General features: G+C 41.8%; 15 protein-coding genes and 1 rRNA gene. 4 read left to right on the forward strand and 12 right to left on the reverse strand.

What is annotated here, in order from left to right; all coding sequences use genetic code 11:
• A 16S ribosomal RNA gene (locus AOG26_RS11635) occupies nt 1-85 on the reverse strand; the annotation flags it as partial.
• 575 nt (nt 86-660) lie between these two features.
• Nucleotides 661-1,518 carry a tetratricopeptide repeat protein gene (locus AOG26_RS11640; protein WP_054562652.1) on the reverse strand — a complete coding sequence of 286 codons (858 nt, stop codon included), beginning with the start codon at nt 1,516-1,518 and terminating at the stop codon, nt 661-663.
• Between the two features lie 83 nt (nt 1,519-1,601).
• On the opposite strand from AOG26_RS11640, the gene AOG26_RS11645 reads away from it, so the two are divergent.
• Nucleotides 1,602-2,915 carry a M20 metallopeptidase family protein gene (locus AOG26_RS11645; protein ID WP_054562653.1) on the forward strand — a complete coding sequence of 438 codons (1,314 nt, stop codon included), beginning with the start codon at nt 1,602-1,604 and terminating at the stop codon, nt 2,913-2,915.
• A 1-nt stretch (nt 2,916) separates the two neighbouring features.
• Here the strand turns inward: AOG26_RS11645 and AOG26_RS11650 are convergent, their stop codons facing one another.
• The 4 genes from AOG26_RS11650 to pomA all read right to left on the reverse strand — a co-directional run bounded on the left by AOG26_RS11650 (nt 2,917) and on the right by pomA (nt 7,194).
• Complete coding sequence (locus AOG26_RS11650) at nt 2,917-4,827, reverse strand: DNA topoisomerase III (RefSeq protein ID WP_054562654.1); 1,911 nt, start codon at nt 4,825-4,827, stop codon at nt 2,917-2,919.
• 66 nt (nt 4,828-4,893) lie between these two features.
• Nucleotides 4,894-5,370 carry a hypothetical protein gene (locus tag AOG26_RS11655; protein WP_054562655.1) on the reverse strand — a complete coding sequence of 159 codons (477 nt, stop codon included), beginning with the start codon at nt 5,368-5,370 and terminating at the stop codon, nt 4,894-4,896.
• A 129-nt stretch (nt 5,371-5,499) separates the two neighbouring features.
• Nucleotides 5,500-6,423, reverse strand: a complete 924-nt coding sequence (locus AOG26_RS11660; RefSeq protein ID WP_054562656.1) for a flagellar motor protein MotB — start codon at nt 6,421-6,423, stop codon at nt 5,500-5,502.
• 3 nt (nt 6,424-6,426) lie between these two features.
• Entirely contained in the window at nt 6,427-7,194 is a 768-nt protein-coding gene (gene pomA / locus AOG26_RS11665) for a flagellar motor protein PomA (RefSeq protein ID WP_054552564.1), read from the reverse strand.
• 272 nt (nt 7,195-7,466) lie between these two features.
• On the opposite strand from pomA, the gene xseB reads away from it, so the two are divergent.
• The 3 genes from xseB to dxs all read left to right on the forward strand — a co-directional run bounded on the left by xseB (nt 7,467) and on the right by dxs (nt 10,553).
• Nucleotides 7,467-7,709 carry an exodeoxyribonuclease VII small subunit gene (gene xseB / locus AOG26_RS11670; RefSeq protein ID WP_054552565.1) on the forward strand — a complete coding sequence of 81 codons (243 nt, stop codon included), beginning with the start codon at nt 7,467-7,469 and terminating at the stop codon, nt 7,707-7,709.
• A gap of 4 nt (nt 7,710-7,713) precedes the next feature.
• Nucleotides 7,714-8,601 carry a (2E,6E)-farnesyl diphosphate synthase gene (gene ispA / locus AOG26_RS11675; protein WP_054562657.1) on the forward strand — a complete coding sequence of 296 codons (888 nt, stop codon included), beginning with the start codon at nt 7,714-7,716 and terminating at the stop codon, nt 8,599-8,601.
• An 89-nt stretch (nt 8,602-8,690) separates the two neighbouring features.
• On the forward strand, nt 8,691-10,553 hold the full coding sequence (gene dxs / locus AOG26_RS11680; RefSeq protein WP_054562658.1) for a 1-deoxy-D-xylulose-5-phosphate synthase: 1,863 nt from the start codon (nt 8,691-8,693) through the stop codon (nt 10,551-10,553).
• Nucleotides 10,554-10,613: 60 nt separating this feature from the next.
• Here dxs and AOG26_RS11685 read toward each other — a convergent pair whose 3' ends face one another.
• The 6 genes from AOG26_RS11685 to ribBA all read right to left on the reverse strand — a co-directional run bounded on the left by AOG26_RS11685 (nt 10,614) and on the right by ribBA (nt 17,346).
• Nucleotides 10,614-13,700, reverse strand: coding sequence for a ligand-binding sensor domain-containing diguanylate cyclase (locus AOG26_RS11685; protein WP_054562807.1), 3,087 nt, complete (start codon nt 13,698-13,700; stop codon nt 10,614-10,616).
• Between the two features lie 33 nt (nt 13,701-13,733).
• Entirely contained in the window at nt 13,734-14,219 is a 486-nt protein-coding gene (locus AOG26_RS11690) for a phosphatidylglycerophosphatase A family protein (RefSeq protein WP_054562659.1), read from the reverse strand.
• Nucleotides 14,216-15,190 carry a thiamine-phosphate kinase gene (thiL, locus tag AOG26_RS11695; RefSeq protein ID WP_054562660.1) on the reverse strand — a complete coding sequence of 325 codons (975 nt, stop codon included), beginning with the start codon at nt 15,188-15,190 and terminating at the stop codon, nt 14,216-14,218. The genes AOG26_RS11690 and thiL overlap by 4 nt, the downstream gene beginning before the upstream one ends.
• Nucleotides 15,191-15,234: 44 nt before the next feature.
• Entirely contained in the window at nt 15,235-15,645 is a 411-nt protein-coding gene (nusB, locus tag AOG26_RS11700) for a transcription antitermination factor NusB (RefSeq protein WP_054552571.1), read from the reverse strand.
• A 15-nt stretch (nt 15,646-15,660) separates the two neighbouring features.
• On the reverse strand, nt 15,661-16,125 hold the full coding sequence (ribH, locus tag AOG26_RS11705; RefSeq protein ID WP_054562661.1) for a 6,7-dimethyl-8-ribityllumazine synthase: 465 nt from the start codon (nt 16,123-16,125) through the stop codon (nt 15,661-15,663).
• Between the two features lie 105 nt (nt 16,126-16,230).
• Nucleotides 16,231-17,346, reverse strand: a complete 1,116-nt coding sequence (gene ribBA / locus AOG26_RS11710; protein WP_054562662.1) for a bifunctional 3,4-dihydroxy-2-butanone-4-phosphate synthase/GTP cyclohydrolase II — start codon at nt 17,344-17,346, stop codon at nt 16,231-16,233.
• Nucleotides 17,347-17,379 lie beyond the last annotated feature (33 nt).

The following is a 17,379-nucleotide window of genomic DNA, read 5'->3' on the forward strand; positions in this document are numbered from 1 at the left end:
AAGCTACTCTCTGTTACCGCTCGACTTGCATGTGTTAGGCCTGCCGCCAGCGTTCAATCTGAGCCATGATCAAACTCTTCAATTAAAAGTTTTTTGAAACCGAAGTTTCGTGCTCAATGAATTCTGTATAAATTGACTATATAGTCACTCATAAGAAATTGAGACTCTAAATTTGTTTGCTCCACTTAGTAAACTAAGCTTCGCTGTTAGAACTCAATCTGTACGAGTGCCCACACAGATGATTGCTTCATATTGTTAAAGAACGTTGCGACGTTGTCGCTAGGGATGCGTATAATACATCCTTAATTTTTCGAGTCAACACTTAATTTCAAACTTTCTTTTTAGACCGTTTTAAACCGAAGCTTTACTTAACTCTCTGCTACGTTGTTCAGCATCTTTCGTTGCTGCCCGCCGTGTCAGTGGATGCGCATTATAGGGATGCGAAGAATTAACGCAAGCACTTTTTGTAGAAAACTACTAAAAACTTACCTTTCGCGCAAAAAACAAGCTAAAGGCAGTAAAAAACACAGTTTACTGTACAAAATACAGTCAACTTTTCTCGAGAGGATCTTAAGTATTATCGAAATTAGGTAATACGCAAGTTTTTAAATAAAAAAAAGCGCCACAATCTTAGTGGCGCTTTTATCAATCAACTCTGAATTAGTACAAGATACTATATAACTTACGACGATACTTAGATGCCAAGGCATCGCCATCAGGTAAAGAAGCGATAATTTCTAGATAGGTTGGTTTTGCATCTGCGTAGTTAAGATCTTTTTTAAGTACATTAAATAGCATCTCTAAAGCTTCTTCTTTACGACCCGCGCTATTAAGAGCATTACTTAGTTCTACTTTTATCTCTAAATCATTTGGGTATTTTTCAACTTTATCCTGCAGTACTTTTATCTCTGGTGAATCTGTTGCTGCTAATGCTTGTTCACATTTTGCTTGGATATTTGTGAAATACGCATCACGTTCATTTTCTGCAACCGAATCTAATAATGCTTGTGCATCTTCTAATTTATGAATTTGAATACAGATATCAGCTAAAACTAACTTTACCCGTGTATGGTTTGGATCAAGCTCATAAGCCTGCTTTGCATAGTTAAAAGCATTATTTAAATCTTGATTGATTAACGCTTGCTTAGCTTGCTCTAGTAATAACTCGTGTTGAGCTGGTAAATGTTTGGCTAGCGCATCGCGAATTTGCTGCTCTGTTTGAGCACCCGGTAACATATCTACAGGCGCTGATTCTTTTAACATCACAAGCGTAGGTAATGCTTGTAAACCAATTTGCTGCGCAAGTTGCCCTGCAAGAGCTTGCTCAACATCACAATCTAATGTTGCTACTAATAAATGCTCACCATACTCATTTGCTATTTTCTCTAAAATTGCAGCTTGCTGATGACACTCTGGGTTTTGCGCAGAGTAAAAAGTAAGTAGCACTAGTTTTTCAGCGGACGTTTCACCCAGTGCTTGCTGCAAATTTTGCTGGGTAAGTTTTATCATATTATTCATTTGATCGATTGCACTATATAAGTATTTAGGTTTTTATATAGTGGCAAACATAACAATTACAAGCCCCACGGGTCGAGGTCATTATGAAATTATCTGCTATTTCTGCAGCTTTATTACTTCTTAGTCCATTCGCACAAGCAACAACGCTCGATTTAAATCTCAAAAAAACTATGCCTGAGATTGAAAAGCTTTATTTAGATTTACATCAATCTCCCGAGCTGTCTTACCACGAAAAACAAACAGGTCAAAAGCTAGCAAAGCAATTAAAACAGCTGGGCTTTACTGTTACTGATAATGTGGGTGGTTACGGCGTTGTTGGTATTTATGAAAACGGTGATGGCCCTACAGTAATGATCCGCACAGATACTGATGGATTACCAATTGTTGAGCAAACAGGAAAACCTTACGCCTCTAAAGTGACTGTAACAAATAATGCTGGTGCAACAGTTGGCGTAATGCATGGTTGTGGTCATGATATTCACATGAGTTCATTTATTGGCACAGCACAACAGTTAATGACACATAAAGATCAATGGCAAGGTACGTTAATGATGGTCGCACAACCTGCAGAGGAAGTAGGCGGTGGTGCAAAAGCAATGCTTAAAGAAGGGCTTTTTACTAAGTACCCTACTCCAGACCATGTTATTGGTTTACATGTAAGTGCGAGTGTTCCTGCTGGTAAAGTTAGCATGAAAACTGAGTATACGATGGCAAGTGTTGACTCTGTTGATATTACTGTAAAGGGTAAAGGCGGTCACGGTGCCTATCCACATACAACAATAGACCCTGTTGTGATTGCTTCACGTATTGTATTGGCACTGCAAACTATTACTAGTCGCGAATTGTCACCACTTGAACCGTCAGTGGTCACTGTTGGCTCAATTCATGGTGGCTCTAAACACAATGTCATTTCTGATGAAGTAAAACTACAGCTCACACTTCGCAGTTATAACCCTGAAGTACGTTTGCAACAAATCGCGGCGATTAAACGAATTTCTAAAGGTATCGCATTAAGTGCTGGCCTTGATGAAAGCTTAGCGCCTGAAGTATATGTACATGAAGATGAGTCAATTCCTTCGACTTACAATAACCCTGCACAAACCAATGTAGTGCGTTCAGCAATTGCTAATGCTATTGGTGAAGACAATGTTCTTGAAACTGAAGCTGTAATGGCTGGCGAAGACTTTGGTCTATACGGTCGTACAGAGCAGCACGTGCCAATTACTTTGTTTTGGTTAGGCGGTGTTGAACCGAGTCAATATGATGCAGCAATGCAATCTGGCGCAACATTACCTTCTTTACACTCAAGCAAGTTTGCACCTGATTACAAGAAGGCTCTTCCTACAGGGATTACAGCGATGAGTAATGCTGCGGTTGCCCTATTCAACAAAAAATAGTTTAGGCTGACTTAGCTCTAGGCTTAGTTTTTCTTTTAAAACGTCGCTTTTGCGGCGTTTTTGGTAACTGAGCAAAGACTTGGCTGTCGCACTGCTTGGCTTGCTCAACTAAAGCATGTAACTCTGCCAACAATGGTGTTAAAAATTGCTGATAACTCATGTGTTGCTCAGCTATATTCCCTAACGATGCTTCCCACTTAGCTGTTAAGTCAGGGCTAGCAAGCTGCTCTGGTAATGTACTTATAAGAGCTTTGCCTGTTGCGGTAGCTAGAATGTTTTTACCCTGACGCTCTAAAAAGCGTCGTTTAAATAAAAGCTCAAGAATACCAGCCCTTGTAGCCTCAGTGCCTAAGCCATCAGTTTCTTTGAGGATCTTTTTAATTTCTGGGTCTTTCACATAGCGGCTGATGCCTGTCATAGCACTCAATAAGGTAGCATCAGTAAAATGCGCTGGCGGTGTCGTCATTTTGTCTACCACTTCACCTTGATTGCAATGTAGCGACTGACCTTTTTCAAGTGGCGGTAAGGTTTGCTCATCTTTTAACTCTGTTTTGCCCATTAATGTTTTAAAGCCTAAGCTAACATCTTGCTTAGCAGCAGCTTTAAAAAGCCCACCCGCAATTTCAACCGTTACTTTAGTTTCGTTAAATATATAGTCTGGATAAAACTGAATTAAATAATGACGGCAGATCAACCGATAGATTTTTTGTTCATCACTATTTAATGATGCTGAGCGAAGCTGTTTTTCAGTAGGAACAATAGCGTGGTGAGCTGCAACCTTGCTGTCATTAAAACATTTACTCCGCTTATTGGTATCAGCTTGCTTGCAAGCTTCATTTACTTGACCTTCATTATTAGTGATGGCGGCAATAATACTCGCTGCATCTTTATGATGCTCTTTTGGTAAATAGCGGTTATCTGAACGAGGGTACGTAATTAACTTATGACGCTCATACAAGCTTTGACAGGTATCTAGCACCTTTTGTGCTGGCATTGAAAAAGCCTTTGCCGCATCAATTTGTAAAGCCGACAAGTTATAAGGCAGTGGCGCTTGTTGCTTTTTTTGCTTTTGTTCAAGCTCAACTACTTTCGCTGGCTGATTAGTTATGCGTGACACAACATTTTCAGCAAGCCCTCTATGTAATACCCGCCCTTCTTCATCTTGATAAGGTTCACATGCTTTACTTGGCTGCCACTTTGCAGAAAATACTTGCTGCTGCTGAGTTTCAAGATGAGCTAATACTTCATAAAAAGGTTTCGCTACAAAGTTAGCTATTTCATTATCACGATTTACAACTAGACCTAAAATAGGAGTTTGAACACGCCCAACAGATAACACATTACCAAACCCAGCTTTTTGCCCAGCAAGCGTATAAGCGCGAGTTAAATTCATGCCAAATAGCCAATCGGCACGTGAGCGAGCTAAAGCCGATACACTCAATGGAATAAAATCGCGATTCGATTTTAAATTATTCAGCGCTTTTTTAACTGCACCTAAGTTTAAGTCGCTGATCAAGAGTCGTTGAATTTGCTGTTTTTTAACTTGGCTAAGTTTAACCTGTTCGATCACTTCATCAACCAATAGCTGGCCTTCCCTATCAGGGTCGCCGGCATGAACAATTATATTTGCCTGCTTGATTAGCTTTTTTAATACAGTGAGTTGTTTACGTGTTTTTGATTTAGGCTTTAATTGCCACTGTTCAGGCACGATAGGTAAATGCTCAAACCGCCACTTTTTAAAACTTGCATCGTAGTCATCGGGTTCTGCTTGTTCAAGCAAATGACCAATACACCATGAGACACAATCACCATTACCTAGCTCTATATAGCCATCATGCTTTTTTTGTGGTTTTGGCAGTGCATCTGCAATGGCTCGCGCCAAGGATGGTTTTTCGGCAATGTAAAGTTTCATAACGCAACACTAAATACTGTTTTTATAAACAGTAGTCTAGCACAGGATTTTTAACGAAGAAACGCCTTATGCTTGCTGGCTTCGTCGAGTAAAGAGGTAGATAAGCGGTAGGTAACATACGACCACAGTACCAATATTGATTAGCGGTAGCAGGGTCTTGTACATGTAGGTGCTGTAAGACAAATCCCAAAGGTGGCGGTCAACTAAACGGAACAACTGTAGAATGGGCGCCATTATCACAACCAACTGCCCTAAAACACTTTGCCATAAGTAGACTTTATCTTTAATACCCAAGTAAGCAATGATTGCCATCCAAGCAATATCATTAAAAGCCCAGACTACATAGCGCCAGATATAGATATCATCAAACTCTCTTAAAGCAGAATAAATAAGAGTTCCATAAAGGAAAAAAGCAGCAGTAATGATAGAGAAATAAAAAGCGGGCCAATCTTTACGAAGGTAAAAAATAATAATAGCCGGGCTCAAAATGAACACCCAGCTATTGCTTAATATAACTCTAATTTCTACAAACCAATCAGGCAAAATGCAGTGCCTTAATCAGTTTTATCATCATCACCGCCATCACCATTGCCTGGCATATAGCTATATTTATCAACTTTTTTCATTTTTATACTCCATTACATGTGTTAATGAAGTTTCACTTTAATTGATTTATTGCCTTACATCAATAGGGTCAGACTCGTGTGCTTTACCTTGCATAATAGAGATTTCAACACGGCGATTACGCTTGCGATCTTCATCGGTCACATTCGGTACAAGAGGCCTTGTTTCTGCGTGACCTACCACCATCATACGAGATTTATCAAAACCGGGCGCTTTTTCCATTTCACTGGCAACTGCCACCGCACGTTTTGATGATAAATCCCAATTATTAGTATAAAGTTCATTCGATACTTGGAAGTCATCAGTGTGACCTGACACGGTTATTTCACCCGGCACATCTTTTAACAGCGTAGCAATATCACGAATAATAGGTTTAAATTTTGGCTGTAAAAAAGCACTACCTGATGGGAATGAGCCATTCTCACGGATACGAATAATAATTTGCTGACCTAATGACTCGAGCTCAATCGCACCATCCATAATTTGCTGTTCTAGTTGCTGAGCAATTTTCTTCACAAGTTCATTTGTTTGTTCTTGATCAGCTGCTGAAATTGACTGTTCTAAAGCTTGTTGCTGAGCCGTACTTTGCGATTCACCACCACGTTTATTACCGCGCTGTTCTTGTCGACCACCGGCAGAGCTTTCGTCGCCAGCCTGAAACTCAAGCATTTGTTGCGTCATTTCTACGGTTTGTTGTTGAATCGTTTCAATAGGAGTGGGTTCAGGTTTACCCGGAGTGAACTCCATGGCAATGACCGAGGTTCCCTTTGGAATATCTTTTACTTCAATTTTATTTTGTACACCGAAAGCAAACTTCATGGAGCCGGCAATTTGCTTAAACTTCAGTACGTCCATTTCTGAGAAAGCAAGCAAGAGTACAAAGAAGCACATTAATAATGACATTAAATCTGCGAAGGTTCCCATCCACGCGGGTAAACCCGGTGGTGGACATTTGCACTCTTGATCTGACATGCCCTACTCCTCGGTATCAACTTTACGTTTTGATTCAGCTAAGTAGTTTTTCAAGATACCTTCAATTACTTTCGGGTTTTGACCATCTTGAATACCTAGTACCGCGTCGAGAATTAAACGTTGATTAAGCGCTTCCTCGTCTTTACGTAGCTCTAGTTTTACCTGAATTGGAATAGCAACAACGTTTGCTAAGAACGCACCATAGAGAGTAGTTAAAAGTGCAACCGCCATTGCAGGGCCGATTGCTTTTGGGTCATCCATGTTTGATAACATAGCAACCAAACCGATTAGCGTACCGATCATACCCATCGCAGGGGCAATATCGGCAAGTGATTTAAATAACCCAGCCCCTAGTTCATGACGGTTAGCTGTAAGAGAAATATCTTTTTGTAGGGTGGCACGAACAACATCAGCATCATGACCATCCACTAACATATCGACCCCTTTGCGCATAAAACCGTTGGGGATTTCGGCTTCTTCTAATGCTAAGAAACCACCTTTACGTGCTGAATCAGCTAATTCTACTGCTTTTTCAATTAATTCTTCTGGAGATTCGATTTTGAACATAAAGGCTTTTGCAGCGACTTTACCTATGCCCAAAAATTGCCCCATAGTGAAATTCGATAATACGATAAAAATCGAACCACCAAATACAATGACCACCGAAGGCGTGTTGTAAAACATTGCAACTTGGCCGTCACTACTTAACACCATCGACATAGCAATTAAGCCTATGGCACCAAGAATACCTATTATGGTTGCTAAATCCACATACCCCTCCAGAGGAACAATTACACGACACCCTCAGGTATCAAATTTTTATTATTAACTGCTTATCGGCAAGCAGTTGAAATACTTAAATCATTAAATGAATTAATTTTATTTTAATGTAAGATTTTTAAGCTACAAGTTTAAGCTGTATCTAAAACCGTAAAAATAGCATATTGAAAATGGATTATGCGTAAAAAAACACATCATTCTTTGACCTAGTTTAGCATTCCCCCTAAAATTGGCCTCACTTTCTAACAGCTATCGAGGCCACAATGGCAACAAAGAAACCAGAAAACTTAAGCTTTGAAGAAGCGCTGGATGAATTATCTCAAATTGTTGCACAAATGGAGCAAGGTGAATTGTCACTAGAACAATCGCTAAAACAATTTGAACGCGGCATTGCACTGGCGAATGCTTCGTCTGGTAAGTTACAGCAAGCCGAACAAAAGGTTGCCATTTTAATGGGTAACGATAGCCAAGCTCCTCTTAGCAATTTTGATTCAAACTTGGACTAATTAAGTGCAATTAAAAGAACAACTACAACGCGCTCGTGAAGACGTTGAAGCACATTTAAATCGCTATTTCGAACTACCACTTAATACCGAAAAAACCATCAAAGAAGCCACCCATTACGGTGTTTTAAATGGTGGTAAGCGCTTACGTCCATACCTTGTATACGCAACGGGTCGAATGATGGGCGCAGACAAGGCCGATCTTGATATTCTTGCTGCCGCTATTGAGTGTATTCATAGCTACTCTTTAGTCCATGATGACTTACCTGCCATGGATGATGATGACTTAAGACGTGGCCGCCCTACCTGTCATATTGTTTATGGCGAAGCGCAAGCCATACTCGCGGGCGATGCATTACAAACGCTGGCATTTGATTTAATTGCCAACCATCAATTTGCCGTTCCTGCGAGCCAGCAAGTAAAAATGATTGCCTCATTAAGCAAAGCCTCAGGTATTGAAGGTATGGTAGGTGGGCAAGCACTGGATATTGAAGCGACCGATAAAGAAATTACCGTTGCGCAGTTAGAGCGCATTCATCAGCTAAAAACGGGCGCCTTGCTTAATTGTGCTATTACACTCGGTGCATTGAGTGCAAAAAGCTGTGATGAACATACTCTCGCGCAATTAAACCTATTTGGCCAAGCAATAGGGCTAGCTTTTCAGGTACAAGACGATATCCTTGATGTAGAAGCTGATACTGAAACATTAGGTAAGCCACAAGGCTCAGATATTGCGGCTAATAAAGCAACTTACCCTGCTTTATTAGGTATGGCTGGTGCAAAGCAAAAAGCACAAGATTTACTAGCTCAAGCTCATCAAGCTCTTGAGGCAATTGATTACGACACCAGCGAACTGGCGAGCCTTGCTAGCTATATCGTTGAACGTAATTATTAATGCCTAAAAAAGAAAGACAAAATAACTAAAAAATCAGAGCAGCAATGGGCTATAATGCACTCTGGTTAGCGAAGGATGTATAAAAAATCATGACACTTGATAGTAGCAAGTATCCATTATTAAGTTTGGTTGACGAACCAGCACAGCTGCGTGATTTAGCGCAAGACAAGTTACCTGCGTTTAGTAAAGAGTTACGCGAATACCTACTTAATTCAGTTTCGCAAAGTAGTGGTCATCTAGCATCAGGTTTAGGCACTGTTGAACTAACCGTTGCGCTGCATTATGTTTATAACACTCCTGAAGATCGTTTAGTATGGGATGTGGGTCATCAAGCATATCCGCACAAAATCTTAACGGGTCGTCGTGACCAAATGCATACTATTCGTCAAAAAGACGGTTTGCACCCTTTCCCATTCCGTGAAGAAAGCCCTTACGATACATTTAGTGTTGGCCATTCGAGCACCTCTATTTCAGCAGCCTTAGGCATGGCCATTGCTGCCGAAAAAGAAGGTAAAGATCGTAAAACAGTTGCTGTTATTGGCGATGGTGCGATCACTGCTGGTATGGCATTTGAAGCGATGAACCACATGGGTGATGTTAACCCTAACGTGTTAATTATCTTAAACGATAATGAAATGTCAATTTCAGAAAACGTAGGTGCACTAAACAATCACTTTGCCCGTATTTTATCTGGCAGCTTCTACACCAATATTCGTGAAGGCAGTAAAAAGCTTCTTTCTGGTTTACCGCCAGTGAAAGAACTTGCTAGCCGCATGGAAGAACACTTAAAAGGTATGGTCATTCCGGGCACTTTCTTTGAAGAGTTAGGCCTTAATTACATCGGCCCAATTGATGGTCATGATGTTAATATGATGGTAGATACCTTACGTAATATGCGTAACCTTAAAGGCCCGCAATTACTACATATTAAAACGCAAAAAGGTAAAGGTTATAAGCCTGCCGAAGCGGATCCAATTGGTTACCACGGCGTACCAAAATTTGATCCGAGCATGTCAAAACTACCAAAATCTAAACCTGGCGCTGCGACATTCTCAAATGTGTTCGGTGACTGGTTATGCGATATGGCAGCCCAAGACGACAAGCTAATGGCAATTACCCCTGCGATGCGTGAAGGCTCAGGCATGGTACGTTTTTCTAAAGAGTACCCAGCGCAATACTTTGATGTAGCAATTGCTGAGCAACATGCTGTAACACTTGCAGCTGGTCTTGCTTGTGAAGGGTTGAAGCCTGTTGTCGCTATTTATTCAAGCTTTTTACAACGTGCGTACGACCAACTTATCCACGATGTAGCATTACAGAACTTACCCGTTTTATTTGCTATTGACCGTGCCGGTATTGTTGGTGCTGATGGTGAAACTCACCAAGGCGCCTATGACTTAAGCTTTATGCGCTGTATTCCTAACATGATTATCATGGCGCCTAGCGACACTAACGAGTGCCGCCAAATGCTTTACACTGGCTACCAATGCAATCAACCTGTTGCTGTTCGTTACCCACGTGGTAGTGCCGGCACCTGTGAGGTTGAATCAACCATGAGTGCAATTGAAATTGGTAAAGCGCGTAGCATCAAACAAGGTAATAAAGTGGCCATATTGTCGTTTGGTACGCTGCTAGAGAACGCCAAGGTAGCTGCAGAAGAGCTTAACGCAACAGTTATTGATATGCGCTTTATTAAGCCTCTTGATACTGACGCTATCAGTGAATTACTCGGCAGTCATGATGTCATTGTTACCCTAGAAGACAACGCCATTGCAGGCGGTGCGGGTTCTGCTGTAAATGAATACTTAGCTGCAATCAAAGCGGATGTGACTATCTTAAATTTAGGTATTCCAGATGAGTTCATTAAGCATGGTACGCAAGATGAAATGCACGCCGAAATGGGCCTAGATGCTAATGGTATTTTAACTAGCATCAAAGCGTTCATGGCTTAAGCCAAACAGCATTCACTAAAAAGGAGCCTTAAGGCTCCTTTTTTAATACCAATAGAAACGCTAGCGCATCCAAATTTTAATATCGGCTAAACCATTAGCTTGTAGTGCACTAAGCTGCTGATCAACATTGTGGCTTTGTTCGAACTCAAAGGCATCTAATTGCTCGTCAAAGGTAATGTTGGCAACGCCATCACCACCGCGCTTTTTCACTTGATGCAATGCAATATCAGCAAGGTTAACTGAGGTTTCCCAACCAATAACTTGGCCACCTAATAAAGGTAAAGGATAGAAAGACCAGCCAACCGACGCAGTAATAGTGGTCGATTCTCCATTCGGTAATCTAAATGGGTTTGCTGCAATTGCTTCACATAAATCGGCCACATAATTGTCTATTGCTGTGCGTTTGAAATCACGTAGTAAGAGTAAAAACTCATCGCCACTCCAACGTGCAACATAGTCAGAACCTTGAGTACGGCTATTCAGTAAAGTCGCCATTTGCTGTAAGCAGCTATCGCCGGCGAGCGGGCCATATGCATCATTAATGCGACTGAAGTTATCAAAGTTAATTATCAATAGCACGAGCGACTTACCCTGCGCTTGCAATGATTGCGAGTTACGCTGGAAGTGTTCGATATCTTTAGGGAGCTGATCAAACAAGAAGCGGCGGCTACGTAGGCCTGTAAGCTCATCTGAGTGACTAACTAACTTAAGCTGTGAGTTCACTTGATTAAGCTTATCGTTAGCTTCTCGAAGCTCTACGGTACGTTCTGTTACTAAGCTTTCAAGGGCTAATTGCTTACGTTTCTCTTGCGCTCTAAATACCCAAAATACAAGGTAGAACAGTAAAATAAAGCTACTAGTGATCAAGAGTCTAAAATAAATAGTCTCATCAAAACGGCGCGGCACTACAAAGCTGTACTCAGTACGACGTGCTTTTTGCCAATCTTCACCACGGCGTTTTGCTTCAAGTTGGAATAAAAACGAACCCGGCGGTAAGTTGGTATAGATTGCCTCACGACGAGTATTGGCATAACGCCAGTCACTGTCTAAGCCACTTAAACGGTAACGGAACTCAATACTTGAAGGAGCATAATAATCAATCGCAGTGTATTTTAACGTTACATCGCGTTCATCAATTTGTAGCTCTGGCTTACTGCCTAAAGTAGCTGTACTTAAATGACGAAGCGGCGTGATCAAGCTTTCAATGCGAGGCTTAAGTGCTTGTACACCAAAAAGCTCAACGCTCTTTGGTATTTCTACCACACCTTGTAGGCTTGGATACCAAATAGAGTTACCTGTATCTGCTACAGCATCATGACCCAGACCAGCACAACACTGACTTGCTTTACCATCAAGTTGACGGTCGAACGATGAGATCACTTGTTCTACTTTTAAGCTCTCGATATCAGTACCAAACTGCTCGACTGGCATGCGGTATACACCCTTCATGGTACTGACCCAGATACGTTTTAATTGCTTGTCGTAAACAAGACTAAAAATAGAGCCATACGGCAGACCGTCTGTCGCATCTAACTGACGCCACTGGCCTTTGGTACTGCGATAAAATAAACCATCGTTAAGTGAGCCAATTAATATCCCCACCCCTTCAATATTCAAAATACTGGTAACGTAGGCACTTTCTAAGCTGGTTTGGTCGCCAATTTTTTCAATCCCGCGGTCGGTAAAGTAATAAGCCCCTTTACTGGTGCCAATTAAGCCAAAGTTTTGCTCATCCAGAACATAGGTAATAAATTTACTGCTTAAGAATGCATTGTATGCAAAGGGTGTTAAACCACCGTAGCTTAAGCGGTACATACCACGGCCAGTACCGAGCCAAAAACCGCCTTTGCTAGAACGACTAATTGCGAATACAGGGTTATCGCGCAGTGCTCGCCCCGGCACCGTATACAAGTTTTGGTTTTCGTAATAAAACACACCACGGCCTGTTGCGATGTACAAACGATCACCGTCAAACTGTAAGTCGTGCACTGCTGCTCGACCAAACTGATTACTCGGAATTTGATTTACAAAATTCTTGTTGTAATCGAAGTAGCCAACACCGCTGCGGTTAGCCACCCATAATTTGCCATCAGGTGCTTGGCTAATCGCCATCACCGCTTCGGTCATATTTGAGATAGCTGAGTGACGTTCAATACGTCCTTCGTGAGCAAGCCATAAGCCTTCACTGAAGCTTGCCAGCCAAATGTTATTTTGATTGTCACGGAAAATATCGGCAAACCAAATGCTTTGATCGAGCTGGCTTGGCTCAACCCATTGCCAATCTCCTGAATTATCACGAAATAACAGTCGGCCATAGGTCGAAATCCAAAGCGCACCATCTGAGTCGCTCATAAACTTATAAACGGCAGAATTACTGGCATTTGGCAGTGGGAATGGGCGCAGCTCGTCATCTAAATCAAGAAAGTAAGCACCCAGCTCTGAAGCAAGGTATAAATTCCCTTCTAGCCAAGCCATGTCATGAATAATGGTTTGTGCTAAACGCTCAGGTAATGAAACTTTGGCAGTCAGCTCTAATCGTAACTTTGCAAAGTCAGAAGAGGTATTGGTTAAACGCAATAAGTGACGCTCATTGACCAGCCAAATGCCTTCTGGCGACAACGCCATTTGGCTCACTGAACCCACAATTTGCGTAATAGCAGTGGCATTAGATACCGGTACAATTAACGCTGAGTTTTGATTGAGTGTGACTTGATTTCGAGCAACGTAATAAAGGCCATTCGCTGCAATCCATATACTGCCTTTGGAGTCTTCAAGAATATCGCGAACCGGACCTTTAACGTTAAAGGTTTGCGACATCATGGTTTTAGGATCAAGTGTTACCAAGCCATTTTTGGTACCAACCCAAAGTAACCCAGTACTATCAACTAATAGCTTGTTAATACCATTACTTGGTAGGAAATCGCTGTTTTGCGTATTGAAGTTAGTGAAGGTGTTACCATCAAAGCGGCTTAAGCCAAACTGAGTGCCCAGCCACATATAACCTTGCTCATCTTGAGCAATGCTTTTTAAAGATTGCGATGGCAAGCCATTTTGGATGTTCCACTGTTTGACGACATAGTCAGTAATAGATGCAAACGCAGACGTGCTGCAAAGCATCAACAAACAGACAACTAGAAATCGCATCATATACTTGCCACCAAGTAACACTTAACTCATCGTTTAAAAAGGCAAATAGCCTGCTTTAAACAAGGCTTGAACACAAATTAATGAAAATATACCTGCTAAAATATCATCAGCCATGATGCCCAAGCCACCGTGTAAACGTCTATCTAGAATTCGGATAGGGCCTGGTTTAGCGATATCAAAAAAGCGGAACAATAAAAAACCAACCAACAGTGACTGCCAACTCAGTGCAGCACCAATCATGGTGATATAATAACCAGCAACTTCATCCCAAACAATGGCTGGATGATCATGTACCCCTAAGTCATCTGCTGTTTTACCACATGCCCAAATACCAAATACACTGATCACGATGGCAAACACAATCTGTAACCACAGTGGAAAGTACATAGTAGTAAAAATAAATGGCAAGGCAGCAAAGGTACCAAAGGTGCCAGGTGCTTTAGGGGCAAGGCCTAAGCCAAAACCCAAACCAAAAAATTGGTGTGGGCGTTTTAAATTGAATAATCGGTTACTGCTCAAACCGGCTCCTTCGTAAAGTGCTGAAAGCCCTTACCTTGATAATTAAATTGCTCACCATCAAGTAATAGCTCAATCTCACCTTCGCCACTTTTAATTTGACCTACACAACTTGCTTCAACACCATATTGGCGTAGCTTCATATCAACCATGCTTTTATTGCTTTCTGGCACAGTAAACAGCAGCTCGTAGTCGTCACCGTAATTTAAGATATAGTCAAATTGCTCTGCTCGTGGAATCGACGAGTTTAATGCATCAGAAACAGGCACTTTATCAACATTGATCACCGCACTAACTTGCGATAGCGCTAAAATATGGCCCAAGTCAGCTAATAAGCCATCGGAAATATCAATTGCTGCAGAGGCAGCGCCTCGCAGAACCTGACCAGCTGCAACACGTGGAGTCGGATAATCAAAGCGATTATTTAAATAGCTTAAGTGTTCAGGGGCGATATCGAGGCCTTGTTTACGGGCTTCAATGGCTACACCAGCATCACCTAATGGACCTGTTACATAAATCCAATCGCCAACTTTAGCACCGCTACGGCGCAGTGCTTTGCCTTCAGGCACGATACCTTTAGCACAAATCGTAATAGTTAAAGGGCCTTGAGTGGTATCACCACCAATGATTTGCACATTGAAGTATTCTGCAATTTCATGCATGCCTTCAGTGAACTCTTCAAGCCACTCTATATTTGCTTCAGGCAAAGTTAGGCCTACCGAAATCCACGTAGGTTCAGCGCCCATTGCCGCAAGATCACTTAAGTTAACAGCTAAAGCTCGATGCCCAAGGGCACGTGCAGAGATGTCATCAAAAAAGTGTACGCCCGCAACTAAGGTGTCTGTTGTTACCGCCAATTGACAGTTTTCAGGCACAGTTACTAAGGCACAATCGTCACCAATACCTAGGTTAACATCACGGCGAATAATGCCACGCCCCTTAAAGTAACGATTGATTAGTTCAAATTCCTTCATACACAAAAAAGCCGGCCCAAGCCGGCTCTCCTTTACGGGGTTACTTACTTACGCAGTTCTTTCACTGCTTTATCAAGTACACCGTTGACAAACTTATGGCTGTCTTCAGCACCAAACATCTTAGCAAGCTCAATGCCTTCATTGATTGCCACTTTGTAAGGTACGTCTTCACGGAATTTCAGCTCATAGCCAGACAGACGTAAAATTGCTTTTTCGACCATGTCTAACTCATCAGCTGGGCGTGCTAAATGTGGTGCAACGATTTCATCTAATTGCTTACAGTTAACAACAACACCGCGTGCTAGGTCTTTGAAATATTCGACGTCGATCTTAGTCACATCATTTTCAATTAACATTTGCTGTTCAATATCAGCAATTGGGTTACCGCTTAACTGCCAAGAGTATACGGCTTGAAGTGCTAAGATACGTGCTTTACGTCTTGCTGCTGGTTTCACAGAGATTCCTTAAACTTAAATTTTGTCTAACACATTAACCATTTCAAGCGCACCTAAAGCAGCTTCGCCGCCTTTGTTACCCATTTTGGTACCTGCGCGCTCAATTGCTTGCTCAATGCTTTCAGTGGTTAATACGCCAAATGCAACCGGGATATCATACTCAAGAGATACTTGCGCAAGACCTTTGTTTGATTCGCCAGCGACTAAATCAAAGTGTGGTGTACCACCTCTGATCACTACGCCTAGAGCGATGATTGCATCGTGTTCTTTCTTTGCTGCAACGCGTTTCGCTGCTAAAGGTAATTCAACGGCACCTGGTACGTAAACAACTGTAATGTCGTCTTCAGATACGCCACCTGTGCGCTTAAGCTCATCAACAGCACCTGCTAATAGGCTGCTACCAATAAAGTCATTAAAGCGAGAAATGACAATGGCAAATTTTTTGCCCGGTGCGTATTTGTTACCTTCAATAATTTTCATTTAATAACCCTAAAAAATAAGTTTAAGCGGTTGCGATTGCGCAAAAATTACGGCGCATAATACCACAAAAATATAAAAGTAGCCTAGTAAATCTGTTTTCCCTAATTAAGAGCGAGGCTCAACGTAGTCAACCACTTCTAAGTGGAAACCAGATAACGCATGGTACTTCTTAGGACGGCTCATTAAGCGCATCTTTTCAATACCTAAATCAGCCAAAATCTGCGAGCCCACACCCACAGTACGCGATGTACCTTGGAATTTACGATGGCTCACATTTTCGCCAGCATCTTCAGCGGCAAAGGCTTTAACGGTTGCTTCTAGGTCTTCTGTTGACTCTTGTTTACCCAAGATAACCAGCACACCGTTGTGCTCAGCGATATAAGCCATCGCATCTGATAAGCCCCAGCTACGATCAGCACTTCTATCTGATAATAGAATATCGTTAAAGGTACTTTGTAAGTGAACACGTACTAACGTTGGTTCGTCTTTCGATACTTCACCTTTTTGTAAAACATAGTGAAGCTGACCATCAATGGTGTCTTTGTAGGTCACTAAATCAAACTCACCGTGATCTGTTGGCAGTTTACATTTAGCAACGCGCTCAATGGTGGTTTCGTTTAGGTTTCGGTATTCGATTAAATCTGCAATGGTGCCAATCTTTAAGTCATGCTCTTTAGCAAATACTTCAAGATCAGGGCGACGCGCCATGGTGCCATCTGGGTTTAAGATTTCAACAATCACAGATGACGCCTCAAGACCCGCTAAACGCGCTAAATCACAACCTGCTTCAGTATGACCTGCACGTGTTAACACGCCACCAGGCTGCGCCATAATTGGGAAAATATGCCCTGGCTGAACGATATCGCTCGGCACGGCACCTTTAGCGATTGCGGCTTGAACGGTACGTGCACGGTCGGCCGCTGAAATACCTGTAGTTACACCTTTCGCCGCTTCAATCGACATAGTGAAGTTAGTTGAAAAAGCTGCACCGTTATTTTTCACCATCAGTGGTAATTCTAACTGCTGACAACGCTCTTGTGTCATTGTTAAACAAATTAAACCACGGCCATGTGTTGCCATAAAGTTGATAGCATCAGCACTAATGTGCTCTGCTGCGATGATTAAATCGCCTTCATTTTCTCGGTCTTCATCGTCCATTAAAATAACCATTTTACCGGCTTTAATGTCATCGATAATTTCTTGCGCGCTGTGTAAATTCATAATGTGCCCATGAGAGTATGATTAATAGTGACG

This window comes from Pseudoalteromonas sp. UCD-33C (genome assembly GCF_001306895.1).
GTDB lineage: Bacteria > Pseudomonadota > Gammaproteobacteria > Enterobacterales > Alteromonadaceae > Pseudoalteromonas.